Below are 21,812 nucleotides of genomic sequence, written 5' to 3'. Positions count from 1 at the left end.
CCGTTCTCAGCGGGCTACGGGTCCGCGACGACGATTCCCGCGCAGATGAGTAGCGCCACGACGAGGCCGAGGAACGCGGCCTGGTAGCCCACGTACGTCGCGGTAGCGCCGACGTACGTCGGGCCGAGCGCACCGAGGCCGACGTAGATCGAGCGCATCGCGCCGAGATCACCGCCCGCCGAGTCGTCGGGGAAAGCGTCCATGAGGCGGGCCTGCATCACGGGCGGGAACGACATCAGACCCGCGGCGAACACGACGACGGCGACGATGGCGGCGAGCGGAGAGTCGACGAGCACGACGCCCACGAGGGCCGCCGCGGCGACGAGGACGCTCGCGGCAGTGAGCGTCCGACGGGAGACGCGGTCCGAGAGCGCGCCCGCGGTGGGTTTCACGACCGCGCCGACGCCGAACAGCACCGCGAACGCGGCCTGCGCGACGCCGGGCGCGAACTGCTTGCCGGCCTCCAGGTACGTCGGCAGGAACGCCGCGACGGCCTGCCAGGTGAACGCGTACAGCGCGTACGCGGTGAGCAGCCACCGGAACCGCGGCGCGCCGAGCAGGCGGGAGAGGGTCTGCCGGACGTGTAGCGGGCGGCGCTCGAAGACGTAAGGTTCGCGGCTCCAGAGGTGGAGCGCGAGCAGGACGGCGGCCACGACGAGCACGACGGGGAGGAACGCGGCGCGCCACGTCGCGGCGGAGAGCGCGACCGCGGCGAGGCCGGCGGCGGCCACGCCCCCGATGTCGCCCGAGGCGGTGTGCAGGCCGAACGCGCGGCCGCGCTTGGCGGTGTAGAGGTCCGAGACGAGCGCCCGGGCGGCGGTCGGGTAGAGGCCGGCGCCGGCGCCGACGACCGCCGCGCCCGCCAGGAACAACAGGTACGACGGCGCGCTGGCGAGCGCGGTGAACCCGACCGCCGCGAGCGCGAGACCCGCCGTGAGCAGCGTCTTCCGGGAGAGCGCGTCCGAGAGGCGGCCGCTCGGGTACTGGAGGAGCGCGTACAACCCCCAGAGCGTCGTGAACGCGACGCCGGCCTGCGCGTTCGTGATGTGGAGGTCGGCCTTCACGGCGGTCAGCGTCGTCGAGAGCACGAGCCGGCCGCCCTGGATGGCGAGCCACCCGACCGACGCGCCGACGAACAGGCGGCCCGCGTACCCCGTCACCAGTCGCTCCTCGGTCGCCGTCTCTGTCACTACCAGTGGGAGGGTGGGGGCGTATTTGAGGCGCACGGAAGCGGCTAAACGCCCCTGAATTGATGCGCTCGCTCGGTGAGGGACGACTAGTCGGAGGATTCACGCTCGCCGGCGAGCGCCGACTGCTCGAGTCGTCGGTCGCGCTCCGTCTCGACGACGAGGTCGGGAACCGGCTTCGGCTTCATCTCCTCGTCAACCGCGACGAAGACGAAGTAGGAACTCGTCGTCTGCTCGACGTCACCCGTCCGCGGGTCCTCGCGGAACGCGCGAAGTCGCACCCGGATGCTGCTGGTTCCCGTCGCGTACGCGTAGGACTCGATGACGCAGATGTCGCCGCGCGGAATCGGCTGCTCGAAGTCGAGGCTGTTGATGCGCGCGGTCACGCAGGTCTCGCCCGCGAGCCGCATCGCGGACATCGCGCCCACCTCGTCCATCCACTTGACGACGTTGCCCCCGTGCGCCGAGGCGTAGTTGTTGGTGTCGTCTGGCTGGACGCGCACGCGGTTCTCGATGAACGTGTCGGTGACGCTTGGCACGGCGGACGAACGGACGGGGCCGACAAAACTGCTCGCCTACTCGCCGTTCAGTTCGATGCTCCGGACGTCGGTGATGCGGTCGTCCGCGAGCAGTTCCTCGAGGGCGTCCTCTGGGACGGGTTCGTCGAGGTTGTAGACGGTGAGCGCCTCGCCACCGATGGTCTCTCGGGCGTTGAACATCCCCGCGATGTTCACGCCGGCGTCGCCGAGAACGGTCCCGACGAACCCGATGACGCCGGGTTCGTCGCGGTTGCGCGCGGCGAGCATGTGGCCGTGCGGGATGGCGTCCACGCGGTAGCCGTCGATTTTCACGAGACGGGGGTCGTCGCCCGCGTACAGCGTGCCCGAGACGGTGAGGTCGTTCTCACTATCCCCGACCGTCACGGAGACGAGGCTCTGGAAGTCCTCGCTCTGGCGGGTCTTCGATTCGGTCACCTCGATGCCGCGCTCCTCGGCGACCCGGGGCGCGTTCACCGCGTTGACGTTCCACTCCAGGGGGGCGAAGACGCCTTGCTGGGCGCTCGCGGTGACCAACTCGACGTTCTCCTCCGCGACGTCGCCCTCGTAGCGGACGTCGATGCGTTCGACCCGGCCGTCGAACAGTTGCGCGGCGACCTTCCCCGCAGTTTCGGCGAGGTCAACGTACGGTCGGATGCGGTCGAACGCGCTCTCTTCGACGCTCGGCGCGTTCAGCGCGTTCACCACGGGTTCCTCGTGGAGCGCGGCGACGACCTGGTCGGCGGTGGCGGTGGCGACGTGCTCCTGTGCGGCCCGCGTGGACGCCCCGAGGTGCGGAGTGACGATGACGTTCTCGGCGTCGAGCAGCGGCGAGTCGGCGGGCAGCGGTTCCTCCTCGAACACGTCGAGTGCGGCCCCGGCGAGCGTGCCGTCGTCGGCGGCCTCGGCGAGCGCGTCCTCGTCGACGACGCCGCCCCGCGCGACGTTCACGACGTAGCCGCCCGCCATCTCCCGGAGTTCCGACTCGCCGATCAGGCCCGCCGTCTCGTCCGTGAGCGGGACGTGGACGGTGAGGAAGTCCGCGCGCTCGACGCACTCGTCGAACTCGACGAGTTCCGCGCCGAGTTGTTCGGCTCGCTCCTCGCCGATGTAGGGGTCGTAGGCGACGAGGTCCATGCCGAACGCGCCGAGTCGTCTGGCGACCTCCTGGCCGACGCGCCCGAGGCCGACGACGCCGAGGGTCTTGCCGTCGAGTTCCGCGCCGAGGAACTCGCCTTTCGCCCACTCGCCGTCGCGGAGGCGGGCGTGGGCTTGCGGGACCGAGCGCGCCGCGGCGAACGCCAGCGCGACGGTGTGCTCGGCGGCGGCGCGAACGTTCCCCTCTGGGGCGTTCGCGACAATCACGCCGTGGTCGGTGGCGGCGTCGATGTCGATGTTGTCCACGCCGATGCCGGCGCGGCCGACGATGGCGAGGTCGGGCGCGGCCTCGAACACTTCGCGAGTGACCTCGGTCCCGGACCGCACGACGAGCGCGTCGGCGCCGGCGACCGCCTCCAGTAAGTCGTCGCCGTCCGCCTCGTAGGCCGTCTGTACGTCGAACCCGGTATCGCGGAGGCGTTCGAGGCCGGCGTCCGCGATTGGGTCCGTGACGAGTACCTTCATGCAATGTGGGTCGGCGGGAGCGAGGATAAGCGTTTGCGCAGGTGCACGTATTGACGGGAGTTCGATTCCCGCCCGTCGTTGCACGTTCTCGCATTTCGTCGTGAGGGAGGCGCCGGAATTGACCACGGCCACGCCCGGTTCCGGCAGAGATTGCCTCGCTACTCGGCGCCGGCGTCACGGTCGGTGTCGCTCCCCGCAACGTCGCCGATCACGGCGGCCTCGGCCCTCCGGAGGAGTTCGCCCGCCGTACTCGACGCGCAACCGAGAGCCTCGGCGACGTCCTCGACGGACGCCGCCCGGGGCACCTCGTAGTAGCCGAGGTCGACGGCGGCGTCGAGCGCGGCGCGCTGGCGGTCCGTGAGCGCCGCGGGCGTGCCGTCGCGGCGGACGTCCCGGACGGACGCTACCGTGACGTCGAGTCGGGCCGAGAGGTCGTCGTAGAACGCGCCGAGCGCCGCGGACGGGCCGACGGCCTCGAAGCGCGCGGTGCGGTTGCCGCGGAACGTGAGCGGCGGGAGGAACGCGACGTCCGCGCTGGCGACCAACTCGAGGAGTTCGGCCGCGAACCCGTACTCGGACTGCCGCGTGAACGCGTACGTGCCGTCGTCGCCCGCGACGAGCGTGGCCCCGGTGACGGGCGGGACGGCGTCGAGGAGCGCGCCGACCGTCTCGCGGTCCGCGTCGAACCACGTCAGCGTGGTGGCGCTCCCGACCGGCCCCCACGTCAGGACGTCGGCGCGCGAGACGGCGTCCCGTTCAACCACCTCGCGGTGGACCGGATGCGTGAGGTCGGGCGGGTACGACGCGGTGAGCGTGGCGCGTTTCACAGCCACGCTGAGCAGCCGCCATGTCATAAAAGGCCGCATGTGTCCGGCGGAACTGGCTCGCCGTAGGGGCGGTAACGCGGAGGTATGAGCGCCACGCAGCCAGCCGATTCGAGCGACGGACCCCCGCCCGGAACGAGCGAGACGCCTGCGGGCATACGGACTGTGGAAGTCGACGGTGAGCCGGTCGCCTACGCGGCGTTCGGCGACCCGGCGGGCGAACCGGTGGTGTTCTTCCACGGCACCCCTGGGTCGCGACGCCTCGCCGAACTGTACGACGACGCGGCCCGCGAGCAACGGGTTCGCGTGCTCGCATTCGACAGACCAGGGTACGGCCGGTCGCCTACACGGCCGGGGTACGAGCCGGCCGACACCGCCGACGTGCTCGCAGCAGTGCTCGCGGACGCGAGCGTCGAGCGCGCGGGCGTCGTGGCGTTCTCCGGCGGCGCACCTCACGCGCTCGCGGCGGCCGCGGAGTCCGGTGACCGCGTCCGCGGTGTCGACGTGGTGTCCGGCAGCGTGCCGGCGCCGCTCCGCGAGGAGACGCCGACCCCGCAGCGCGTGCTCGGCGGGCTGGCGGGCAGTACGCCGCGCCTGCTGGCCGGCCTGCTACGCGGACAGGCGTGGCTGGCGCGCCGGCTCTCGCCGTCGTTCGTCCTCGCGCAGTACACCACCGAGGACGGGCGCGACGCGCTCCCCGGGGACGTCGAAAACGTCGTGAAACAGGACTTCCTCGAGGCCTTCGCCCGGAGTCGAGCCGGCGCAGTCCGAGAGTTCCGGCACGCTCGCGACGACTGGGACGTCTCGCTTGCGTCGGTCGACTGCCGGGTGCGGTGGTGGCACGGCGGGGACGACGAGAATGTCCCGCTGGCGGGTGCGCGCCGCGTCGCCGACGCGCTCCCGGACTGTGACCTCCGCGTGCTCGGGGACGCCGACCACCTGGGTGCGCTCGTCCGGAGCCGGGAGGGCGTCCTCTCGCAGTACGCGCCCGACGAGTAGCGTGGGCAACGGCCCCCGGTTCGCCCGGGCATCGTTCAAGTGCCGGGCGCTCGAACGTCGATGCGACCGCATGCAGACTGCTCCGGTTCCCCCTCGCATCGACGACGCGCCCGAACTGCTCGACGGCGGCCATCTCTGGCTCCAGGAGTTCGTCGACGGCCACCCGTTCAGGTTCCGACTGCGTGCCGATGCTAGTCTCCGATTCGGGGACGACAGGCGTGAGTTCGCGGGCGACGACGCGCCGCGGGCGTACCGCCACGCCGTCCACCACGTCCAGCGCGCGCTCGACCGCGGCGCACTCCGGAACGCCGTCGGTGACACGGAAGCCGTGACGTTCCTCGGCCTCGCTACCCACCGGAACCGTCTCGACTACGGCTGGGAGCGCCTGCCCTCGGTGCTCGTCACGGACGTCCACGACGCGGACGCTGGTGGCGACGACGGCGAGGACGCGAGCGTCGGCCAGTTCCTTCCACTCGCGCGCGTCGAACAGGTCGCCGAATCCCTCGGACTCACACCGGTAAACGCCGTCGCGAAGGAGGTTCGCGCGGTCGACTTCGACCCCGCGGGCTACGAGTTCCCCGACTCCGCGTGGCGCGACGGCCCGGTCGCCGGCGTCGTCCTCCGGAACAAGACCGGCCAACAGGCCGTCCTCGAGAACGACGCCGTGCTCGACGCAGCGGCCGGTGACGCCGCGAGCAACTCCGGCGAGGGTGATTCCGTCGAGGACGCCGTCGCCGAGTACGCGCCCGAGTCGCGATACCGGCGGGCCGAGCAGGCGCTCGAGGCGGACGGGAAGTCGGTCTCGTTCGACGCCGTGCGGGAGCGCGTGCTCGACGGTGTGTACCGCGAGCACGCGCCGACGTTCTGCGACGGACGGCCGCCCGTCGATGTCGAGGCGTTCGAGCGGGGCGTCGGCCAGCGGACGAGCGAGTTCCTCGCGGACCCCTGAGCCGCGTCGCTCGGAACACTTGCTGCGGACGCAATTCGTTAAGGCGCTCGCTCCGTAGCACCCGGCGATGGGGCTCGTCGCGTTCGACTTCGACGGTACGCTCGCAGACTCCGAGATGCTCGACCGTCTCGCCGCCCGGCACGGCGTCGGGAGCGAAGTAGCGGCTATCACCGAGCGCGCGATGAACGGCGAGTTGTCGTACGCCGAGAGCCTGCGCGAGCGCGCCGACCTGGTCGAGGGGTTGTCCAGCGACGAGGCGCGCGACGTCTACGAGAACGTCCGACTGCGCGAGGGTGCGGGCGACTTGCTCGCCGACCTCCGCGGCGCGGGCGTCCGCGTGGTCGTGTTCACCGGCGGGTTCGAACCGGGTGTTGAGGCCGCGCTCGAGGCCTCGGGCGTGGACGTGGACCGCGTCGTCGGCAACCGACTCCCGGAGGCCGACGGGGAGCTCGCGGGCGCCGTCAGCGGGCCGCTCGTCGACGGCACGAAGGACGACGCGCTCGCCGATGCCTGCGAGGCGTTCGACGTTGCGGTGGACGAGGCGGTGGCGGTGGGCGACGGCGCGAACGACGTGCCGATGCTGGAGGCAGCGGCCCTCGGCGTCGGGTTCGACCCGAAACCGGCGGTGCGCGAGCACTGCGACGTCGCCGTCTCGTCGATGGCGGAACTGGACGAACTACTGCGCGAACGCGGCGTGCTCGACTGAGCGATTCGAGTGCCGCACTCGACGAGTCGGCGCCACGGAACCGCCCCGCAGTCATCGAATCAGGTGGACAGCGCCGGACGGAATCACGATTCTAACGGGCGCGCCGGACTCCGCAGGTAGCGCGTCGAAGGTCCGAGGTCGAACGGTGGCGACGAGCGAGAGCGGTGCGTCGTCGACGTCGACGACCACCCGGTACTCGGTACCCTCGTTGAGCCACCGGCGGATGGTCCCGGAGAGCGCGTTCTCGCGGTTCGAATGGCCGTCCTCGCTCGGCGCTCGCAACTGCACACGCGACGGGTGGACGCAGGCCGTGACGGAGGAGGCGCCGACGCTCGACGCGTCTGTCTGGAGCACGACCCCGCCGATTTCGAGGGTCGTGCCTGATTCGGAGTGGTCGGCCACGTCCGCCTCGAAGATGTTCTCGTTCCCCGTGAACTGGGCGACGAACCGGGTCTGCGGGCGGTCGAGCACGTCGTCGGGCGTGCCGACCTGCTCGACGGCGCCGTCCCGGAGGATGGCGATTCGGTCGCCGAGCGCCGTCGCGGTCCGCTGGTCGTGCGTGACGTAGACGACGGGGATGTCGAGGGACGCGAACAGGGAGTGGAGTTCGTCCCGCAGGCGCCGGCGAATCGGCGCGTCGAGACTGGATAGCGGTTCGTCGAGCAGCAGTGCAGCGGGGTCTGCTGCCAGCGTGCGAGCGAGGGCCACCCGCTGTCGTTCGCCCCCAGAGAGCGTCGACGGCCGGCGGTCGAGGACATCCGTTATCTCGAGACGCTCGGCGAGTTCGTCGACGCACGACGGGTCAGTCGCTGCGTACGCGACGTTCTCGCGGGCGGTCATGTGCGGGAAGAGCGCGCCGTCCTGGAACACGAGGCCCGTTCGTCGCGCCTCGACGGGGCGTCCGACGAGCGGGCGGCCGTCGAGTGAGATGTCGCCCGCGTCGGGGGTGACGAGTCCCGCGACGAGCGAGAGCAGCGTCGTCTTGCCGCTCCCCGACGGCCCGAGCACGGAGAGCACTTCGTCGCCGAGCGAGAGGTCTAGCGGGCCGAAGTCGAATCCGTCGTACGTCTTGGAGAGGGCAGTCAGTTCGAGCATGGTCACTCCAGGGGGTTCGTGCCGAGGGCGTTGAGAACGAGCAGGGTCGCGACGGCGATGCCGACGAGGATGACCGCGACGGGGAACGCGTTCTCCAGGCCGAGTGTGGTGAACGAGACCCAGATCTGCACCGGCATCGTTCGCGGGTAGTACGCGAGCATGAGCGTCGCGCCGAACTCGCCGATGGCGCGGGCGAACGCCAGCGTGATGCCGGCGAGAATACCCGGCCATGCGATTGGGAGTGTCACCCGGCGGAACGTCGCGAGTCGGCTCTTGCCGAGGGAACGCGACGCGTACTCGAGGCTCCCGTCGACGCTCTCGAAGGCCGCTTTGGCGGTGACCACCAGAAACGGCGACGAGACGAACGTCTGTGCGAGTACGACGCCCGCAGTCGAACGCGTCAGCGGCAGGCCGCTGGACGCGGCGAACTCCCCGAGGAGCGTCTCCGGGCCGACGACGGTGAGCAGCACCATCCCGCTGACGATGGGCGGGAGGACGAGCGGTAACACGACCAGCGCGGTCACGAGCGTCTTCGCCTCGCTGTCAGTCCGCGCCAGCCAGTACGCGAGCGGCAGGCCGAACACCGTCGCTATCGCCGCACTCGCGAGCGACGCGGTGAGCGACGTCGTCGCGGCGGAGACGACGTCCGGCGCAGTGACGCGGCGGAGGACGACGCCGGGCGGTTGGCTGACGACGAGCGAGAGGAGCGGCACGAGGTAGTAACAGAGCAACACCGCACCGAGCAGGAACGTGACTGACAACCAGTCGAAGCGCCCGGTGGCGCCGTCAGTTCGTGACTCTGTCGGGAACATTGCCAGTGAATCGTGGATAGTCGTCCGGGACGGTGAAGCCGAAGTCGGTCAAGTAGTCGCCCGTGACGTGGGCGTCGAACACGTCGAACACTGCCGGTGACTCGTGGCGGACGGTCGAAGCGTAGTTCACGACGCCGCCCTCGACGACCATCCCACTCGGCAACTCGTAGGTGGCCGTCGCGTAGTTGTCGGCGTACGCGGGGTCACTGAGGTCGATTTCGGCGGGCAACTCGACGTAGTCGTACCCCCGCTCGACGGCCATGTTCCGGTACGTGATCGCCGCGTCGATGGCGCCCGTCTCGAACTGGCTGACGAGTTGCGTTTCCGGGTACACCTGCCGCCGGCGGGGAATCGCGTCCCGGAGGTCGGCGTCCGCGTCGTAGAACCGGGACGCGAGTTCGAGGACGAACAGCGTTCGGTAGCCCAACGGGTCGAGGTCGGGGTCCGTCCGCCCGAGTGCGACCTCACCGCCGAGTAGTGGGCGGTACCAGCCGTCTCTGCCGGCATCTGCGATTCGCTGACCGCCCTCCGTGTCGGCGTTGTACGCCACGACGATGGCGTTCGTCGCGAACTCGGCGAACCACGGCGGTTGCAGTGGCGAGGCAAACAACGCGAGGTCAGAAACGGAGACCACGTCGGGGTCCTTCTGGCCCGCCGCGACGAGGCGCGCGACTTCGGCGGAGCCGTGGGCTTCGACCTGCAGCGTCGCGTCGACGCGCGGCTTCAGGCCGTTCTCCAGCGCGTTGTTCAGACTTCCGGCGGCGAGCATCGAGACCGGGGTCGACCCGCGTGTACCCAGGGTCGTGGTGCAGCCGGCGATACCACCGAGGACGGCGGTCGTTCCGGTGAGCACCTCCCGGCGAGAAATCGACGCATCGCCAGCGGCCATACACTACGTTTCCGTGAGTGACGTATAAGAGTGACTCCGAACAGCGTTCGAGACTGGTGGTACGACGCCCGCGTCCACCGTTCAGACTACTACTGCCGCGGGCGTGCGCCCCCGGTCGTCGACGGCGCCACCCGGAGCGCGGCGAACGGCACGATGAACCCCAGACAGTAGCCCAGCAGGTGCGCGTAGACGTTCAGCACGCCACCGCGCACCGCGATGTCCTGGGGGAACGCGACGAACGGGAACAGCACGACGAGGACTACGCCGACCGCCGCGAACTCCGCGTCGCCGACGCTGGCGGCGGCGCGCCGGAAACCACTCGCGCCGAGCGCGCGCCACAGTGACGCGCCGTAGAGTGCGACCCCCGCGGCGGACGCGGTGAGCGCCGTGAGCGTGAGCGCGGACGGTGAGCCCGCGGTCGCGACGAGCGCGGTGGTGACGCCAACCCCGACGAAGAACAGCAGCGGCGCGTGGTCGAGTGTCACCGCCGGCGCGACGCGCTCGCCGGCGTACAACGCGAGCGCGACCGGGAGGAAGCCGACGAACGCTATCGCCAGCCCGGAGAAGCCGTAGCCGACGCGGGGCCGGACGAGCGCGACGTTCAGCGCGGAGAGCGCGAACGGGAACGCCGTCAGGACGACGACGAACGCCGCGAAGAAGTCGTTTCGTCGGCCGGCGAGCACGCAGTAGCAGTACGCAGGCACCGCCGCGAGCGCGTACACCGCGAGATTCGTGGCGAGATGCGCGACCGAGAAGTGAACGAAGTGCGAGGCGTACATCGAAGCGATGGTCGGCGACTCGTAGTCGAGCACGAGGCCGACCCGGGTCGCCTCGGGGAGCGCGAACGCGGCGAGTAACAGCGCGGGAACGACCGCAAGCGCGGCGGCGTCAGCCGGCCTGCCGGCGGCCGCGAGCGCCGCACGGAGCCGCGATTCTCGTTCCACGCCGGTCGCCATGCGCTCGGGTTCACGACCCGCGTAGAAAGAGGTGGCGAGAAAGTCAGTGGCGAGAAAGTCAGTGGCGAGAAAGTCAGTGGCGAGAAAGTCAGTGGCGAGAAAGTCAGTGGCGAGAAAGTCAGTGGCGAGAAAGTCAGTGGCGAGAAAGTCAGTGGCGAGAAGAGCAGTGGCGAGAGCCGGGTTATGGCTCACCCCGCGGCGGCAGTCAGGCCCGCCGACGGGCGAGCAGGAACAGCCCGAGCACCGCCGCGACGATGAGACCAACCGCCGCGACGCTCGTCGCCGAGAAGCCACTCGGCTCCCTAGTCGGGCCGGTCGGTGGCCCGTCGGGTTGGTCCTGGTTGTCCGGTGCCGCCGTGGTCGACTGGTCGTCCGGCGCGTCGGTCGTCCCCGCCGCGGTGACGTCGAGCGTCCCCGCGGAGACATTGCCGACGCGTACGTCGTACGTGCCCTCGCTCCCGGGCGTGTACGTGACCGAGACGGTGCGCTCGCCGTTCGCGGGCACCATGACCGTTCGTTCAGTGATGGTCTCCCCGTCCACGACGAACGGCACGGTGGCGCTCCCGTTCGCGGCGCCGTCGTTGACGAGCGTGGCGGACACCGCCACGCTGTCGCCGACGGTCACCGAGGAGTCGCCGAGGTCCGCGCTCTCGACGGACACGTCGGCGGAGGCGGCGCGCACCGCGAACACCGAGAGCCCGGGCGACGTCGCGTTGAACCGGTAGGCGTCTCCGGTCTGTCCCGCGACCTGCGTGTCGAGTTGCGCCCACTCGCCGTCGTGGTAGCGCCACAGCGACACCTCACTCGGGTCGGCGTTCGCGGCGGCGAGGCGTTTCTCGCTCACCGTGAAGCCGAACGTGACCTCGCCGAGCGCGTCCTCCGAAACGGACTCCGAGACGTTCAGGTAGAGCAGGGAGCCCGACCCGACGGCCGGCGTTCCCGCCGGAACCGACTCGCTCGCGCTCACGTCGAGCGTGACGTTCGTCTCGCGGGTCGTCGACAGCGTCAGTTCGTTCAGCGAGACGCCGTTCGCGCTCGTCGCGGCCGTGTTCGCGAACACCGCCGTCGCTGGCGTGTCCGCGGGCAGTTCGGTGAACGCGACGTTCACCGCGTTCTCGCCGACGACCACGTCGGGCGCGTGCTCACTGGTATCGTCTGCTGGCGACGAGTCGTCGGACCCACCGGGGTCCGAGTCACCGGCGTTCGAGCCGCCGTTCCCGGCGTCCGTGACCGTGATAGACGCCGCCGTCGTCTCGGTGTTCCCCGCGGCGTCCGTCACCGCGATGGAGACCGTGTATTCGCCGGCCTGCTCGAAGGTCACGTCGGCGGTCGTTCCCGCAACCGTCGTGCCGTCCGGCAGCGTCCACTCGTAGTCCACGACGCCGACGTCGTCGGTCGACCCCGTGGCGTCGAAGCGGACCGTCGTGCCGGCGGGAACGCTGTCGGGTGCGCTCACCGCCGGCGTCGGCGCGGCGCCGTCCGTCACCGAGAGGGAGACCTGTTCGTGCGCGCCGGACTCCCACGCGACGGTCTTCACCGCATGGTCGCCGACACGGAACGTCACGTTCTCGCCTGCAGTACCCTCGACGACGAGTTTCTCGTCGAACGCTCCGGCGCCGCCGAGCGCGCCGCCCTCGGACGTCGTCAGCGACGCACGAACCTCGCCGTCGACGACCGCCTCGACGGTGACGCCCGCGGGCGCCGATTCGCCGTTCACCGTGACATCGCCGTAGTACGCGGCGGGCGGCGACGGCGGCGTCGCTGCCGCGCCCGTCGCCGCCAGCGGCGCGAGCACCAGCCCGATCACCACGACGATGGCGACGCGGCGGGACATCTACGCCGACCCTCCGGTGGTCGTCAGCGCGTCGATCATCTCGCTGTACGCCATGCCGGGGTACGTCACGCCCGCGAGCGAGCCGTCGTCGCTCGCGTACACCCAGTAGCCGCCGTACGGCGACACGGTCGGCGTGGCCGCGGACGCCTGCCCGGACTGGTCGAAGGTGTACGTCCCGAAGCCGTCACCGTTCCAGCCGTACGGCGCACTCGCGGCCGTCTCGTACTGGGAGATGACGCGGACCACGTCGCCGCCAGCGGTCGCGGCGAACGCCGTCTCCGCGGAGCCGTGCTGGGGCGCCGCGACGAAGTTCCAGCCCGCCTCGAGGTTCTTCTCGCCGGGCGTCGTCAGTTCGTCGCTCGCTGCGTCCTCGTAGTCGACCGTGACCTCTATCCGCTCGTCGGCCACGACGACCACGGCATCCATCGGGTCGACCTGCCTCTCCGCGTCGACCTGCTGCCACGCCTCGTCCTCGGCGTCGAAGATGTAGACGACGCCGTTGCAGTCGGCGAACAGTTCACCGTAGGTCGCGTCCACGTCCGCCGGGAAGCCGACGGCGTGCGGCACGCCGTCGCCCGGAACGGTGAAGTCGTGACCGTACTGCTGGAGTGCCTGGCTCGTCTCGCCCGGCGGCGCAGTGAGGAACGAGTCGTAGGTGACGTCGCTCCCCATCTCGCTTGCATCCGGGCCGCTCGCCTCGCCGAACCAGTTGAACCGCGCGTTGATGGTGCCGGCCGCGCTGGCACCGGCGTCTGCGTAGATGGCGTACGTCGACATGTTCCGGAACGCGTTCCGGTGCACGTCGACCTCGTCGAGGTCCGCGAGGTTCGAGCCGGTCAGCACCGCAGCCTGCACGTACTTCGTGTCGGCGTCGCCAGCGTCATCGAACGTGTTCCCGACGATGCTGACGTTCGCCGTGGTCGCGTCGAAGGCGTCCATGAACGCCCCATCGACGTAAACGCCTGCCTTCGTCGTGTCCACGAACTCGTTGTCCGTGACAGTCGCGCCGTCGACCGCGATCAGGGAGACCGCGCTCCCCGAGAGGTTCTGGAAGTGGTTGTCGACGACCGTGACGTCGCCCGTGTTCCAGAGGCGGAAGCCTGTCTCGACGTCGCTCACGTCGTTATCTGCGAGAACCCAGCCAGTCTTCACGTCGCTCTGGCCGCCGTCCTCCCCACCCTGAACCAGGGCGTTCGTCACGCCGTCGAACTCGTTGTCCACGACGGTGAGGTCGTCGCCAGCATTGTTCGCGTTGATCGCCGTGTCCGTGTCCGCGAACGTGAACCCGGCGATGGTGACGTTGTCCGGGTACGCAGGCTTCTGGAAGCCGATGCCGCTCGTGACAGTTGCGTCACCGACGCCGGCCACCGTGACGTTGGACGTCCCGATGGTGATGCCGTCCGTGACAGTGTCCGTGACGAGCACCGTGTCGCCGGACGACGCCGCGTCGATGCCCGCCTGCGCGCTCCCGTACACCGTCAGGTTGGCGGTCGGCGTCACGCGCGAAGTCACGTCGAACGCGTTCGCGTCGACGAGCGTCTGCGCGTCGAGCGTTCCGGTCGTGTCCGCGACGTGCACGTCGTTCCCGCTGAACGTCGTGTCGGTCACGGTCACCGGGCCGTTCTCGCCGTAGCCGGACGCGGCTTTCATCTTGATGCCGAGCGCGTTGTCGGCGATGGTGCTGTCCGTCACGGCGAGGTTCTTCACGCCGACCAGTTCGAGCGCGCCCTGGTCTGCGGTCGAGACGCCGGTGACGGTCACGTTGTCGAGCGTCGCGTCCTTCGAGGACATCAGCCCGACACCGAGCGCGTCCGTGCCGTCGATGGCGACGTTCCGGACGGTCAGGTTGGTCGTGTCGTAGTCGCTGCTGTGGATCTCGGAGTACGCGGCGACGCCGAACGCGCCGTCCGCGGCGTCAACGGAGAAGCCGTCGATGGTGACGTCGTCGGCCGACTCGCCGCTGGCGGGCGTGTGACCCGCGACGAGCAGGCCGGTGCCGCTGTCGGGCGCGATGACCGACTCACCGACGCCAGCGCCGAGCAGCGTCACGTCGTCCGTGTCGATGGTGACGGATTCGTTGTACGTGCCTAGACCGACGCGGACGGTCGCGCCCGCGTCAGTTGCATCGACGGCCGTCTGGATGCTCATACTGTCGCCACCCTGCGTGCCGACGACGTACGTCGACCCAAGGTCGATCTCGCCGTTGGCGTTCGCGGTGAGCGTCTGCACCGTCGAACTGCTGTTGTTCGCCAGGCCGAGCGCGAGCGACACCGCGTCGGACTTCGTCTGGGAGTAGAACACGAAGTCCTCGCCGCGCGTGCGGTGGTCGGGGTTCTCGACCGCGTAGTCGTACTCGGGCGCATATAGGGCGCCGAGTTCGCCGCCGTACGCCTGGTCGGAGTACAGCGGGACGGCCTCCGAGAGGCCGCTCTCGGTGGTGACAGTCACGTCCGAGGTGTTCTGCAGGAGCGTCCAGCCGTCCGGTGCGGTGACGTCGTCGGCGGTGTCGTACAGTCCGACGCCGCCCCAGGTGTTCCCGGACGTGTCGACGTCGTCGAGGGTCGCGTTCTGAACAGCAGTGAGCGCGACGCCGACGCCGCCGGTGCCGTTGCCGTTCGCGTCGACGTGCCGGAGCGTCGCGTTCACGACGTTGTTCAGGTCGATCTCGTTGCCGGCGGAGCCGTTGACGGCGACGTTCTCGATGGTGAGGCCGTCGGTGAACGCGGCCTTGATGGAGTCGTCAGAGTCGCCCTGTTCTGTGCCCTCCAACGTGAAGTTCCGGAGCGTGACGTCGCTCTGATTGTGGACGTAGATCGGCCACGGTGCGTCCGAGCCGTCGAGTGTCACGCCGCTCATCGACTCGCCCTCGATGGTGATGCCGTCGGTCGTCACGTCGAGACGGTCACTACCGAGGTCGTACGTGCCGTCCGAGAGGTGGACCGTGTCGCCGGACGACGCAGCGTCGACTGCCGCCTGCACGCTGTGGTAGTACGTGCCGTCGATGGACACGTCCCGCGCGTAGTGGTGGCTGTTCGCGTTCCAGGCGACGGTTTCGACGCCCGAGTTCGCGGCGAGCAGCGCGTTCGACGCCGCCACCTCGTTCGCCGTCGTCGTGTAGACGCGGATGCCGGGCGCGTCGCTGGCTGTGCTGACGTCGTTTCCGGAGACATCGTAGTTCGTGCCCGCCAGGCCGATGCCCTCGAGCGTCGCGCCGGTGATGGTGTTGTCCGTCGCGGTGTCGTTCCCGCTCTGCAGCGAGATGCCGACGTTCGCACCCGTGACGGTGCTCTCGGTCACCAGCACGCCGTTCGTTCCGGAGCCGTCGTAGCCGGTCTGCGTCTGGATGCCGGTGACGTTGGCGTCACCCTGGATTGTGACACCGCTGATGGTGACGTTGTCCGCGGACACCGAAATGCCGGTCGTGTAGTCAGACTGTCCGCTCGCGTCCACAGTGAGTCCGGCGATGGTCGCGTTGTCCGCGTCGCCCCCGGTGTCACGGAACGCGACGACGCCGTCGTTCGTAACACCTTCATCGGCGTCGACGACCGCGTCTGCGCCGTCTGCTTCGGTGACCGTCACGTCCGTCTTCACCATGAAGCCGGCGTACGTACCGTTCTCGACGGTGATGGTGTCGCCTGCAGACGCCGCGTCGATGGCGGTCTGAATCGACATCCCGTCACCGACGAGGTAGTCGCCGGCGCCGCTCGTGAGAGTCGCCCCCTGTGTGTCTGCCCCCCAGTCGAGTGCAGCCGACTGGCTCTTGAAGCGGACTTCGCCGTTCGCGCCGTCGGCCGTGCCGATGTAGTCGGCGTTGTCGAGCGTGACGTTCGAGACTGTACCGTTCGGTTCTCCGAGCACGAGCCCCCGAACGTCGTTCCCGGAGAGCGTGTTCCCGTCGAACAGCGTGTCCTCGACGCTGCCACCGTAGGCCGCGGCCGCGGAGAGTGCCCCCTCGAATCCAGAGACGTTGTTGTCGATGACGCGGACGTTCGTGACGGTCTCGCCGGACGCGTCACCGCTCTCGTCGTCGATGACCATGATGCCGGCGTTCGACGCGTGGTCGAAGCCAACGCCGGTGACCTTGTTGTCCGTGACCGTCGCGTTCGGCGTGGACACGCGCACACCCTGCGCGAACGGCGTCCCGCCTCCGGAACCGCGGTCGTCCGCGGCGATACGTTCGACGATGAATCCGTTGAGTGTCGGCCCGCCGAAGTCCCCGTCATCCGCGATCTTCACGGTCGGTTGCCCCGTCGAGCTGTCAGGCGCGTACCGAATGGTCGCCTCGCCATCGTCGGCGGCCTTGACGGTGATGTCCTGCTGAATCACGATGGATTCGGTGTAGGTGCCGTCGTGGACGAGGACCGTGTCACCGTTGGACGCGTTGTCGATCGCCGCCTGTATCGTGGCGGTGGCGTTCGTGCCGATGACGTAGCCAGCACTCGTCTTGTTGCCGTCTTCTTTGTCTGCCCAGTCGTCGTCTACGTGAATCGTTGCGTTCTCGCCGTCGTAGCCGGCCGCCGCGGGCGCAGTGAGTGCTGCGAGCGCGACGAGCGCGACCAGAACGCCTGCGAGGACCGCGCGTCCTCCAGACGTCCGACGTGTGTCTGTCGTGCGCATCGGAAGACTCCACGTCTCCCCCATCCTTACTTAATGGCAGCACCAGTCCGCTTAACGTCCGGTTAGTGGCCAGTTAGCTGCAATCTACTTGCTGAATTTGCATCCTTAGTACCACCAGTATATACCCTACCTATTGGGTACTCTTATACGTATCATTTGACAATAAGGCGGTAGTCAATCTGCAATGACGGTGACTCAGCGCGCCCGGGGTGGAGGAGACGACACGGAGCCAGACCTCCCGGCCGCCGACATCCACGACGTCCTGCGGAACGACCGGCGACGGATGGTCCTCGAACTGCTTGGTGAGTCGGAGGACCCCGTGACCGTACGCGAACTCTCGGAGGTCATCGCCGCCCAGGAAGCCGACACCGACCCGGCACCGCGGAACGTCCGGCAGAGCGTCTACATCTCACTACAGCAGACCCACCTCCCGAAGCTCTCGGACCTCGGCATCGTGGCGTACGACGAGAACGCGAAGACCGTCGCCCCAGCCGAGAACGCCGCCGAAGTCGGCGTCTACATGGAGGTCGTTCCGAAGTACGGCCTCGCGTGGAGCGAGTACTACGCCGCGCTCGGCATCCTCGGCACGCTGGTCGTCGTGGCTGCAACCATCGACGTACCCGTACTCCGGGTTCTCTCACCGGGTTCGTGGGCGCTGTTTCTCTTCCTCGCCGTCGTCGCGTCCGCCGCCTACCAGACCACCCACCAGCGCAGTTCACTCGTGCATCGCCTGCGTGACTGAGAGTCCCGTTCCGGTCTCTCGCCGGAGTTACCGCGACGCCGCCTCGATCGCGTGCTCGAGGTCCGCGACGACGTCAGCGGGGTCCTCGATGCCGACGCTCAATCGGACCATGTCGTCGCGAACACCCGCGTCCGCCTGTTCCTCCGCGGTGAGTTGCTGGTGGGTCGTGCTCGCGGGGTGGATGATGAGCGTCTTCGCGTCACCGACGTTCGCGAGGAGACTCGCTAGCTCGGTGTTCTCCGTGGTCGCCCGGGCGGCGTCGTAGCCGCCCTCGAGCCCGAACGTGAGCATTCCGCCGTAGCCGTCCAGGTACTCGCTGGCGTTGTCGTGCGTCGGGTGTCCCTCCAGTCCCGGGTACGTCACCCACGCGACGTCGTCGTGGCGCTGCAGGTACTCGGCGACTTTCCGGGCGTTCTCGCAGTGTTTCTCCATGCGGAGCCCGAGGGTCTCGAGTTTCTCGAGGGTCTGCCACGCGTCGAACGGCGACTGCTGGTTCCCGAGGTCGCGGAGGCCGCGCGCGATACCGGCGTACGTGAACGCCGCGTCACCGAACGCCTCCGCGAAGTTCACGCCGTGATAGGCGGGGTTCTCGGTCGCAATCTCCGGATACTTGTCCGCGTGCTCCGCCCACGGGAAGGTCCCGCCGTCGACGAGCACGCCGCCGACCGTCGTGCCCGCGCCGTGAATCCACTTCGTCGTGGAGTGCCAGACGACGTCCGCGCCGTGCTCGATAGGGTTGCAGAGATACGGCGTGGCGAACGTGTTGTCGACGATGAGCGGAACGCCGCGCTCGTGAGCGACGTCGCTGAGGCGCTCGAAGTCCGGCGTGGTGAGACTCGGATTCCCGATGGTTTCGACGAGTACGTACGCGGTATCCTCGTCGATGGCGTCGGCGTACGCGTCGTAGTCCAGTGCGTCCACGAATCGCGTGGAGATGCCGCGGCGCTCCACGCTGTGCGTGAGGTAGGTCCGCGTGCCACCGTAGAGGTCACTGGCTGCCACGACGTTGTCGCCCGCGCTCGCGAGGAGGAACGTGGCCAGGTCGAGACCCGCCATGCCCGACGACGTCGCGACCGCACCGACGCCGCCTTCGAGCGCTGCGAGGCGCTCCTGGAGCGTCTCGACGGTCGGGTTCATCAGCCGAGAGTAGATGTACCCGGGTTTCTCCAGTGCGAACTGGTCGGCCGCGTCCTCGGCGTCCTCGAAGACGTACGACGTCGTCTGGTGGATCGGCGGCGCGCGCGAACCGGTGGCCTCGTCCGGTTCCTGGCCCGCGTGAACGCTGTTCGTGTCGAAGCCGTAATCGTCTGCCATACGCACAACAAGTGCCCCCGAGGGGTTAAGACCGGCAGCTACCTGCAGTTCCTGCCGGACTTCCGGACAACGGGCGGAAAGACCCGGGGTTCCGACGCACGAAGCGCCGGGGTTGCCGTGGGAGAGACTACTGTGAACTGGAAGAGGCTGTTGTAAACCGGAGGAGACTGCTGTGAACGGATGCGTGACTCACTCGGCGGCCTCGTCGCGTTCGACGGTGTCCGTGACGGCGCGCCCGTCGACGCCGTCCGCGAGGAAGTCCCGGAGTGGCGGCCCTACCGACTCGGGTTCGACGAGGAAGGCGTCGTGCCCGTGGTCGGACTCGACGACGTGGTGGGAGACCGGTACGCCGCTCTCGCGGAACGCCTCGGCGAGTTCCTCGCTCTGGTCGACGGTGAAGTGCCAGTCCCCCGTGAACGAGAGGACGAGCGCCTCGCCGGGGAACGCGGCGACGGCGCTGGCGTCCGAGGCGTACCCCTCGCTCAGGTCGTAGTTGTCCATCGCCCGCGTGAGGTAGAGGTAGCTGTTGGCGTCGAATCGGTCGGTGAACGTCGCTGCCTGGTGGTCGAGGTAGGACTCCACGTCGCGGTACGGGAAGAACGCGGCCGCCGGGTCGGCCGGGAACCCGTCGTCGCCGGCCTCGCGGCCCGCGGTCCGGCGGCCGAACCTGTCCCCCATAGAGTCCTTCGAGAGGTACATCAGGTGGCCGATCTGGCGGGCGAGCGCGAGGCCGCGGTCGGGGTGTCCGTCACCGTGTCCGTCCGACCGCCCGCCGCCTGCATCGTTCGCGGAGTCGCCGTAGTAGTCGCCCTCGTTCCAGTTCGGGTCGCCGCGGATGGCGCGCCGCGCGACCGCGTTCAGTCCGAGACACTGCGCGTCGAGTCGGGGCGACGCCGCGACGGCGGCGACGCGGTCCACGTCCTCGGGGAACCGGCGTATCCAGTCGAGCGCGTTCATTCCGCCGACGCTCCCGCCGAGGACGGCGTGCAGGCGCTCGACGCCGAGTTCGTCGAGGAGGCGGCGCTGGGTGCGCGTCCAGTCCGCAACCGTCACGGCCGGGAAGTCAGTTCCCCACGGCTCGCCGTTCGCGCGCTCGGTGCTCGGCCCGTCGGTGCCGTAACACGACCCAGGGACGTTCGCGCAGACGACGAAGTACTCGTTCGTGTCGATGGCCTGCCCGGGACCGACGACGTCGTCCCACCACCCACGGCCCTGTCCGCGGTCCGCACCGCGGACGTGCTGGCTCCCGGTGAGCGCGTGGCAGACGAGCACCGCGTTGTCTCCCGTGAACTCGCCGTACGTGTCGTAGGCGACCGTGAGTTCCTCGATTGTGCGGCCGCACTCGAACTCGAAGCGGCCGAGGCTCTGCGCGGGCATCAGTGCGCCTCCCCGAGCGCGCGGTCGAAGTCCGCGAGCACGTCGTCCGTCTCCTCGATGCCGACCGAGACGCGGACCATGTCGGGCGCGACGCCCGCCGCGCGCTGTTCCTCGGCGGACAACTGGGCGTGCGTGGTGCTCGCCGGGTGGACGACGAGCGTCTTCGCGTCCCCGACGTTCGCCAGGAACGACGCGAGTTCGACCTCCTCGCAGACGGCCTTCGCGGCGTCGAACCCGCCCTCGGGCCCGAACGTGAGCATCCCGCCGTACCCGCCGGCTGCGTCGCCCGGGTCGCCGAAGTACTGGCTCGCGTTGTCGTGCGTCGGGTGGTCCTCGAAGCCGGGGTAGGACACCCACGCGACGTCCGGGTGGTCGCGCAGGAACTCCGCGAGCGCGAGCGCGTTCCCGCAGTGGCGGTCCACCCGCAGCCCCAGCGTTTCGAGGCCCTGGAGGGTCTGCCACGCGTCGAACGGCGTCTGCCCGGTGCCGGTGGAGCGCACGGCGCGCTGGCGCACCGCGGCGGCGAGCGCGCGCTCCCCGAAGCGTTCGGTGAAGTCGAAGCCGAACGCGGGGTTCTCGCCCGACAGTTCGGGGAAGTCGGCGTCCGGATGGTCCCACGGGAACGCGCCGCCGTCGACGAGTACGCCGCCGAGAGTGGTGCCCGAGCCGTGGATCCATTTCGTCGTGGACTCCCAGACGGCGTCAGCACCGTGCTCGACCGGGCGGCACAGGTGGGGCGTGGCGAACGTGTTGTCGACGACCAGCGGCACCGCGCGCTCGTGGGCGACGGCCGCGAGTTCGGCGAGGTCGGGCGTGACGAGCGACGGGTTGGCGATGGTCTCTGTGTGGACGAACGCCGTGTCGTCGTCGACGGCGTCCGCGACGGCGTTCGGGTCGAGCGCGTCCACGGTCCGGACGTCGACGCCGCGCTTGCCCGCGATGTTCGCGAAGTACGAGGCAGTGCCGCCGTACATCTCCTTGCCCGCGACGACGTTCCGGCCGGCCTCCGCGAGCGTGGTCGTGAGCGCATCGATGGCGCCCAGCCCGGCGTTCGTCGCGACCGCGCCCGCCCCACCTTCGAGCGCAGCGAGTCGCTCCTCCAGGACGGACACGGTGGGGTTGGAGATGCGCGAGTAGACGTGGGCCTCGGAGTCGAGCGCGTACCGCGCGGCGGCGTCGTCGGCGTCCTCGAAGACGTAGGACGTCGTCTGGTGGATCGGCGGCGCGCGCGAACCGGTCGCCTCGTCCGGTTCCTGGCCCGCGTGAACGCTCAGGGTGCGCCGCCCGTGACTCCCGTCAGTCATGTACTGAAGTAATAGAACTGGACGTGATTATGCACACCAGTTACGGCA

Annotated in this window: 17 protein-coding genes; 4 read left to right on the top strand and 13 right to left on the bottom strand. The window is 69.5% G+C overall.

Annotation, left to right across the window (positions count from 1 at the left end; translation table 11 throughout):
• Positions 1-14 precede the first annotated feature (14 nt).
• From LT970_RS12635 to LT970_RS12620, 4 genes are all read right to left on the bottom strand, one after another.
• Entirely contained in the window at positions 15-1,190 is a 1,176-nt protein-coding gene (locus LT970_RS12635) for an MFS transporter (RefSeq protein ID WP_232686835.1), read from the bottom strand.
• Between the two features lie 86 nt (positions 1,191-1,276).
• Positions 1,277-1,726, bottom strand: a complete 450-nt coding sequence (locus LT970_RS12630; protein WP_232686834.1) for an acyl-CoA thioesterase — start codon at positions 1,724-1,726, stop codon at positions 1,277-1,279.
• Between the two features lie 36 nt (positions 1,727-1,762).
• Entirely contained in the window at positions 1,763-3,346 is a 1,584-nt protein-coding gene (gene serA / locus LT970_RS12625; RefSeq protein ID WP_232686833.1) for a phosphoglycerate dehydrogenase, read from the bottom strand.
• A gap of 158 nt (positions 3,347-3,504) precedes the next feature.
• The gene (locus tag LT970_RS12620; protein ID WP_232686832.1) at positions 3,505-4,173 is read right to left on the bottom strand and encodes a helix-turn-helix domain-containing protein; all 669 of its coding nucleotides are present in this window, start codon (positions 4,171-4,173) and stop codon (positions 3,505-3,507) included.
• Positions 4,174-4,257: 84 nt separating this feature from the next.
• Here LT970_RS12620 and LT970_RS12615 point away from each other — a divergent pair, with 84 nt between their 5' ends.
• The 3 genes from LT970_RS12615 to serB all read left to right on the top strand — a co-directional run bounded on the left by LT970_RS12615 (position 4,258) and on the right by serB (position 6,824).
• The gene (locus LT970_RS12615; protein ID WP_232686831.1) at positions 4,258-5,169 is read left to right on the top strand and encodes an alpha/beta fold hydrolase; all 912 of its coding nucleotides are present in this window, start codon (positions 4,258-4,260) and stop codon (positions 5,167-5,169) included.
• A gap of 70 nt (positions 5,170-5,239) precedes the next feature.
• Positions 5,240-6,118: a hypothetical protein gene (locus tag LT970_RS12610; protein ID WP_232686830.1), complete on the top strand. Its 879-nt coding sequence runs from the start codon at positions 5,240-5,242 to the stop codon at positions 6,116-6,118.
• Between the two features lie 67 nt (positions 6,119-6,185).
• Entirely contained in the window at positions 6,186-6,824 is a 639-nt protein-coding gene (gene serB, locus LT970_RS12605; protein ID WP_232686829.1) for a phosphoserine phosphatase SerB, read from the top strand.
• Positions 6,825-6,875: 51 nt separating this feature from the next.
• Here serB and LT970_RS12600 read toward each other — a convergent pair whose 3' ends face one another.
• The 6 genes from LT970_RS12600 to LT970_RS12575 all read right to left on the bottom strand — a co-directional run bounded on the left by LT970_RS12600 (position 6,876) and on the right by LT970_RS12575 (position 17,027).
• Complete coding sequence (locus LT970_RS12600) at positions 6,876-7,919, bottom strand: ABC transporter ATP-binding protein (RefSeq protein WP_232686828.1); 1,044 nt, start codon at positions 7,917-7,919, stop codon at positions 6,876-6,878.
• Between the two features lie 2 nt (positions 7,920-7,921).
• The gene (locus LT970_RS12595) at positions 7,922-8,731 is read right to left on the bottom strand and encodes an ABC transporter permease (RefSeq protein ID WP_232686827.1); all 810 of its coding nucleotides are present in this window, start codon (positions 8,729-8,731) and stop codon (positions 7,922-7,924) included.
• Positions 8,706-9,620, bottom strand: coding sequence for an extracellular solute-binding protein (locus LT970_RS12590; protein ID WP_232686826.1), 915 nt, complete (start codon positions 9,618-9,620; stop codon positions 8,706-8,708). Before LT970_RS12590 ends, LT970_RS12595 begins: the two co-directional genes overlap by 26 nt.
• Before the next feature lie 89 nt (positions 9,621-9,709).
• Complete coding sequence (locus tag LT970_RS12585; RefSeq protein WP_232686825.1) at positions 9,710-10,576, bottom strand: hypothetical protein; 867 nt, start codon at positions 10,574-10,576, stop codon at positions 9,710-9,712.
• Between the two features lie 205 nt (positions 10,577-10,781).
• The gene (locus tag LT970_RS12580; RefSeq protein ID WP_232686824.1) at positions 10,782-12,410 is read right to left on the bottom strand and encodes a PKD domain-containing protein; all 1,629 of its coding nucleotides are present in this window, start codon (positions 12,408-12,410) and stop codon (positions 10,782-10,784) included.
• Positions 12,411-17,027 (bottom strand): beta strand repeat-containing protein, encoded by a 4,617-nt coding sequence (locus tag LT970_RS12575; protein ID WP_232686823.1) that lies wholly within the window; start codon positions 17,025-17,027, stop codon positions 12,411-12,413.
• Between the two features lie 184 nt (positions 17,028-17,211).
• On the opposite strand from LT970_RS12575, the gene LT970_RS12570 reads away from it, so the two are divergent.
• The gene (locus tag LT970_RS12570) at positions 17,212-17,769 is read left to right on the top strand and encodes a DUF7344 domain-containing protein (RefSeq protein ID WP_232686822.1); all 558 of its coding nucleotides are present in this window, start codon (positions 17,212-17,214) and stop codon (positions 17,767-17,769) included.
• A gap of 27 nt (positions 17,770-17,796) precedes the next feature.
• Here the strand turns inward: LT970_RS12570 and LT970_RS12565 are convergent, their stop codons facing one another.
• The 3 genes from LT970_RS12565 to LT970_RS12555 all read right to left on the bottom strand — a co-directional run bounded on the left by LT970_RS12565 (position 17,797) and on the right by LT970_RS12555 (position 21,764).
• Positions 17,797-19,083 (bottom strand): O-acetylhomoserine aminocarboxypropyltransferase/cysteine synthase family protein, encoded by a 1,287-nt coding sequence (locus LT970_RS12565; RefSeq protein WP_232686821.1) that lies wholly within the window; start codon positions 19,081-19,083, stop codon positions 17,797-17,799.
• A 189-nt stretch (positions 19,084-19,272) separates the two neighbouring features.
• Complete coding sequence (gene metX, locus LT970_RS12560; RefSeq protein WP_232686820.1) at positions 19,273-20,460, bottom strand: homoserine O-acetyltransferase MetX; 1,188 nt, start codon at positions 20,458-20,460, stop codon at positions 19,273-19,275.
• Entirely contained in the window at positions 20,460-21,764 is a 1,305-nt protein-coding gene (locus LT970_RS12555) for an O-acetylhomoserine aminocarboxypropyltransferase/cysteine synthase family protein (protein ID WP_232686819.1), read from the bottom strand. The genes metX and LT970_RS12555 overlap by 1 nt, the downstream gene beginning before the upstream one ends.
• Positions 21,765-21,812 lie beyond the last annotated feature (48 nt).

The sequence above is a fragment of the Halobacterium zhouii genome (genome assembly GCF_021249405.1).
In the GTDB taxonomy this organism is placed as follows: domain Archaea; phylum Halobacteriota; class Halobacteria; order Halobacteriales; family Halobacteriaceae; genus Halobacterium; species Halobacterium zhouii.
This window is presented reverse-complemented; position numbering and strand designations above follow the sequence as displayed.

Bases quoted from the DNA above. Each gene is read 5' to 3' on its own strand.
- LT970_RS12595 (WP_232686827.1), bottom strand. From the start codon at position 8,731: ATGTTCCCGACAGAGTCACGAACTGACGGCGCCACCGGGCGCTTCGAC.
- LT970_RS12590 (WP_232686826.1), bottom strand. From the start codon at position 9,620: ATGGCCGCTGGCGATGCGTCGATTTCTCGCCGGGAGGTGCTCACCGGA.
- serA (WP_232686833.1), bottom strand. From the start codon at position 3,346: ATGAAGGTACTCGTCACGGACCCAATCGCGGACGCCGGCCTCGAACGC.
- metX (WP_232686820.1), bottom strand. From the start codon at position 20,460: ATGCCCGCGCAGAGCCTCGGCCGCTTCGAGTTCGAGTGCGGCCGCACA.
- LT970_RS12600 (WP_232686828.1), bottom strand. From the start codon at position 7,919: ATGCTCGAACTGACTGCCCTCTCCAAGACGTACGACGGATTCGACTTC.
- LT970_RS12610 (WP_232686830.1), top strand. From the start codon at position 5,240: ATGCAGACTGCTCCGGTTCCCCCTCGCATCGACGACGCGCCCGAACTG.
- LT970_RS12555 (WP_232686819.1), bottom strand. From the start codon at position 21,764: ATGACTGACGGGAGTCACGGGCGGCGCACCCTGAGCGTTCACGCGGGC.
- LT970_RS12575 (WP_232686823.1), bottom strand. From the start codon at position 17,027: ATGCGCACGACAGACACACGTCGGACGTCTGGAGGACGCGCGGTCCTC.
- LT970_RS12585 (WP_232686825.1), bottom strand. From the start codon at position 10,576: ATGGCGACCGGCGTGGAACGAGAATCGCGGCTCCGTGCGGCGCTCGCG.
- LT970_RS12570 (WP_232686822.1), top strand. From the start codon at position 17,212: ATGACGGTGACTCAGCGCGCCCGGGGTGGAGGAGACGACACGGAGCCA.
- LT970_RS12615 (WP_232686831.1), top strand. From the start codon at position 4,258: ATGAGCGCCACGCAGCCAGCCGATTCGAGCGACGGACCCCCGCCCGGA.
- LT970_RS12565 (WP_232686821.1), bottom strand. From the start codon at position 19,083: ATGGCAGACGATTACGGCTTCGACACGAACAGCGTTCACGCGGGCCAG.
- serB (WP_232686829.1), top strand. From the start codon at position 6,186: ATGGGGCTCGTCGCGTTCGACTTCGACGGTACGCTCGCAGACTCCGAG.
- LT970_RS12580 (WP_232686824.1), bottom strand. From the start codon at position 12,410: ATGTCCCGCCGCGTCGCCATCGTCGTGGTGATCGGGCTGGTGCTCGCG.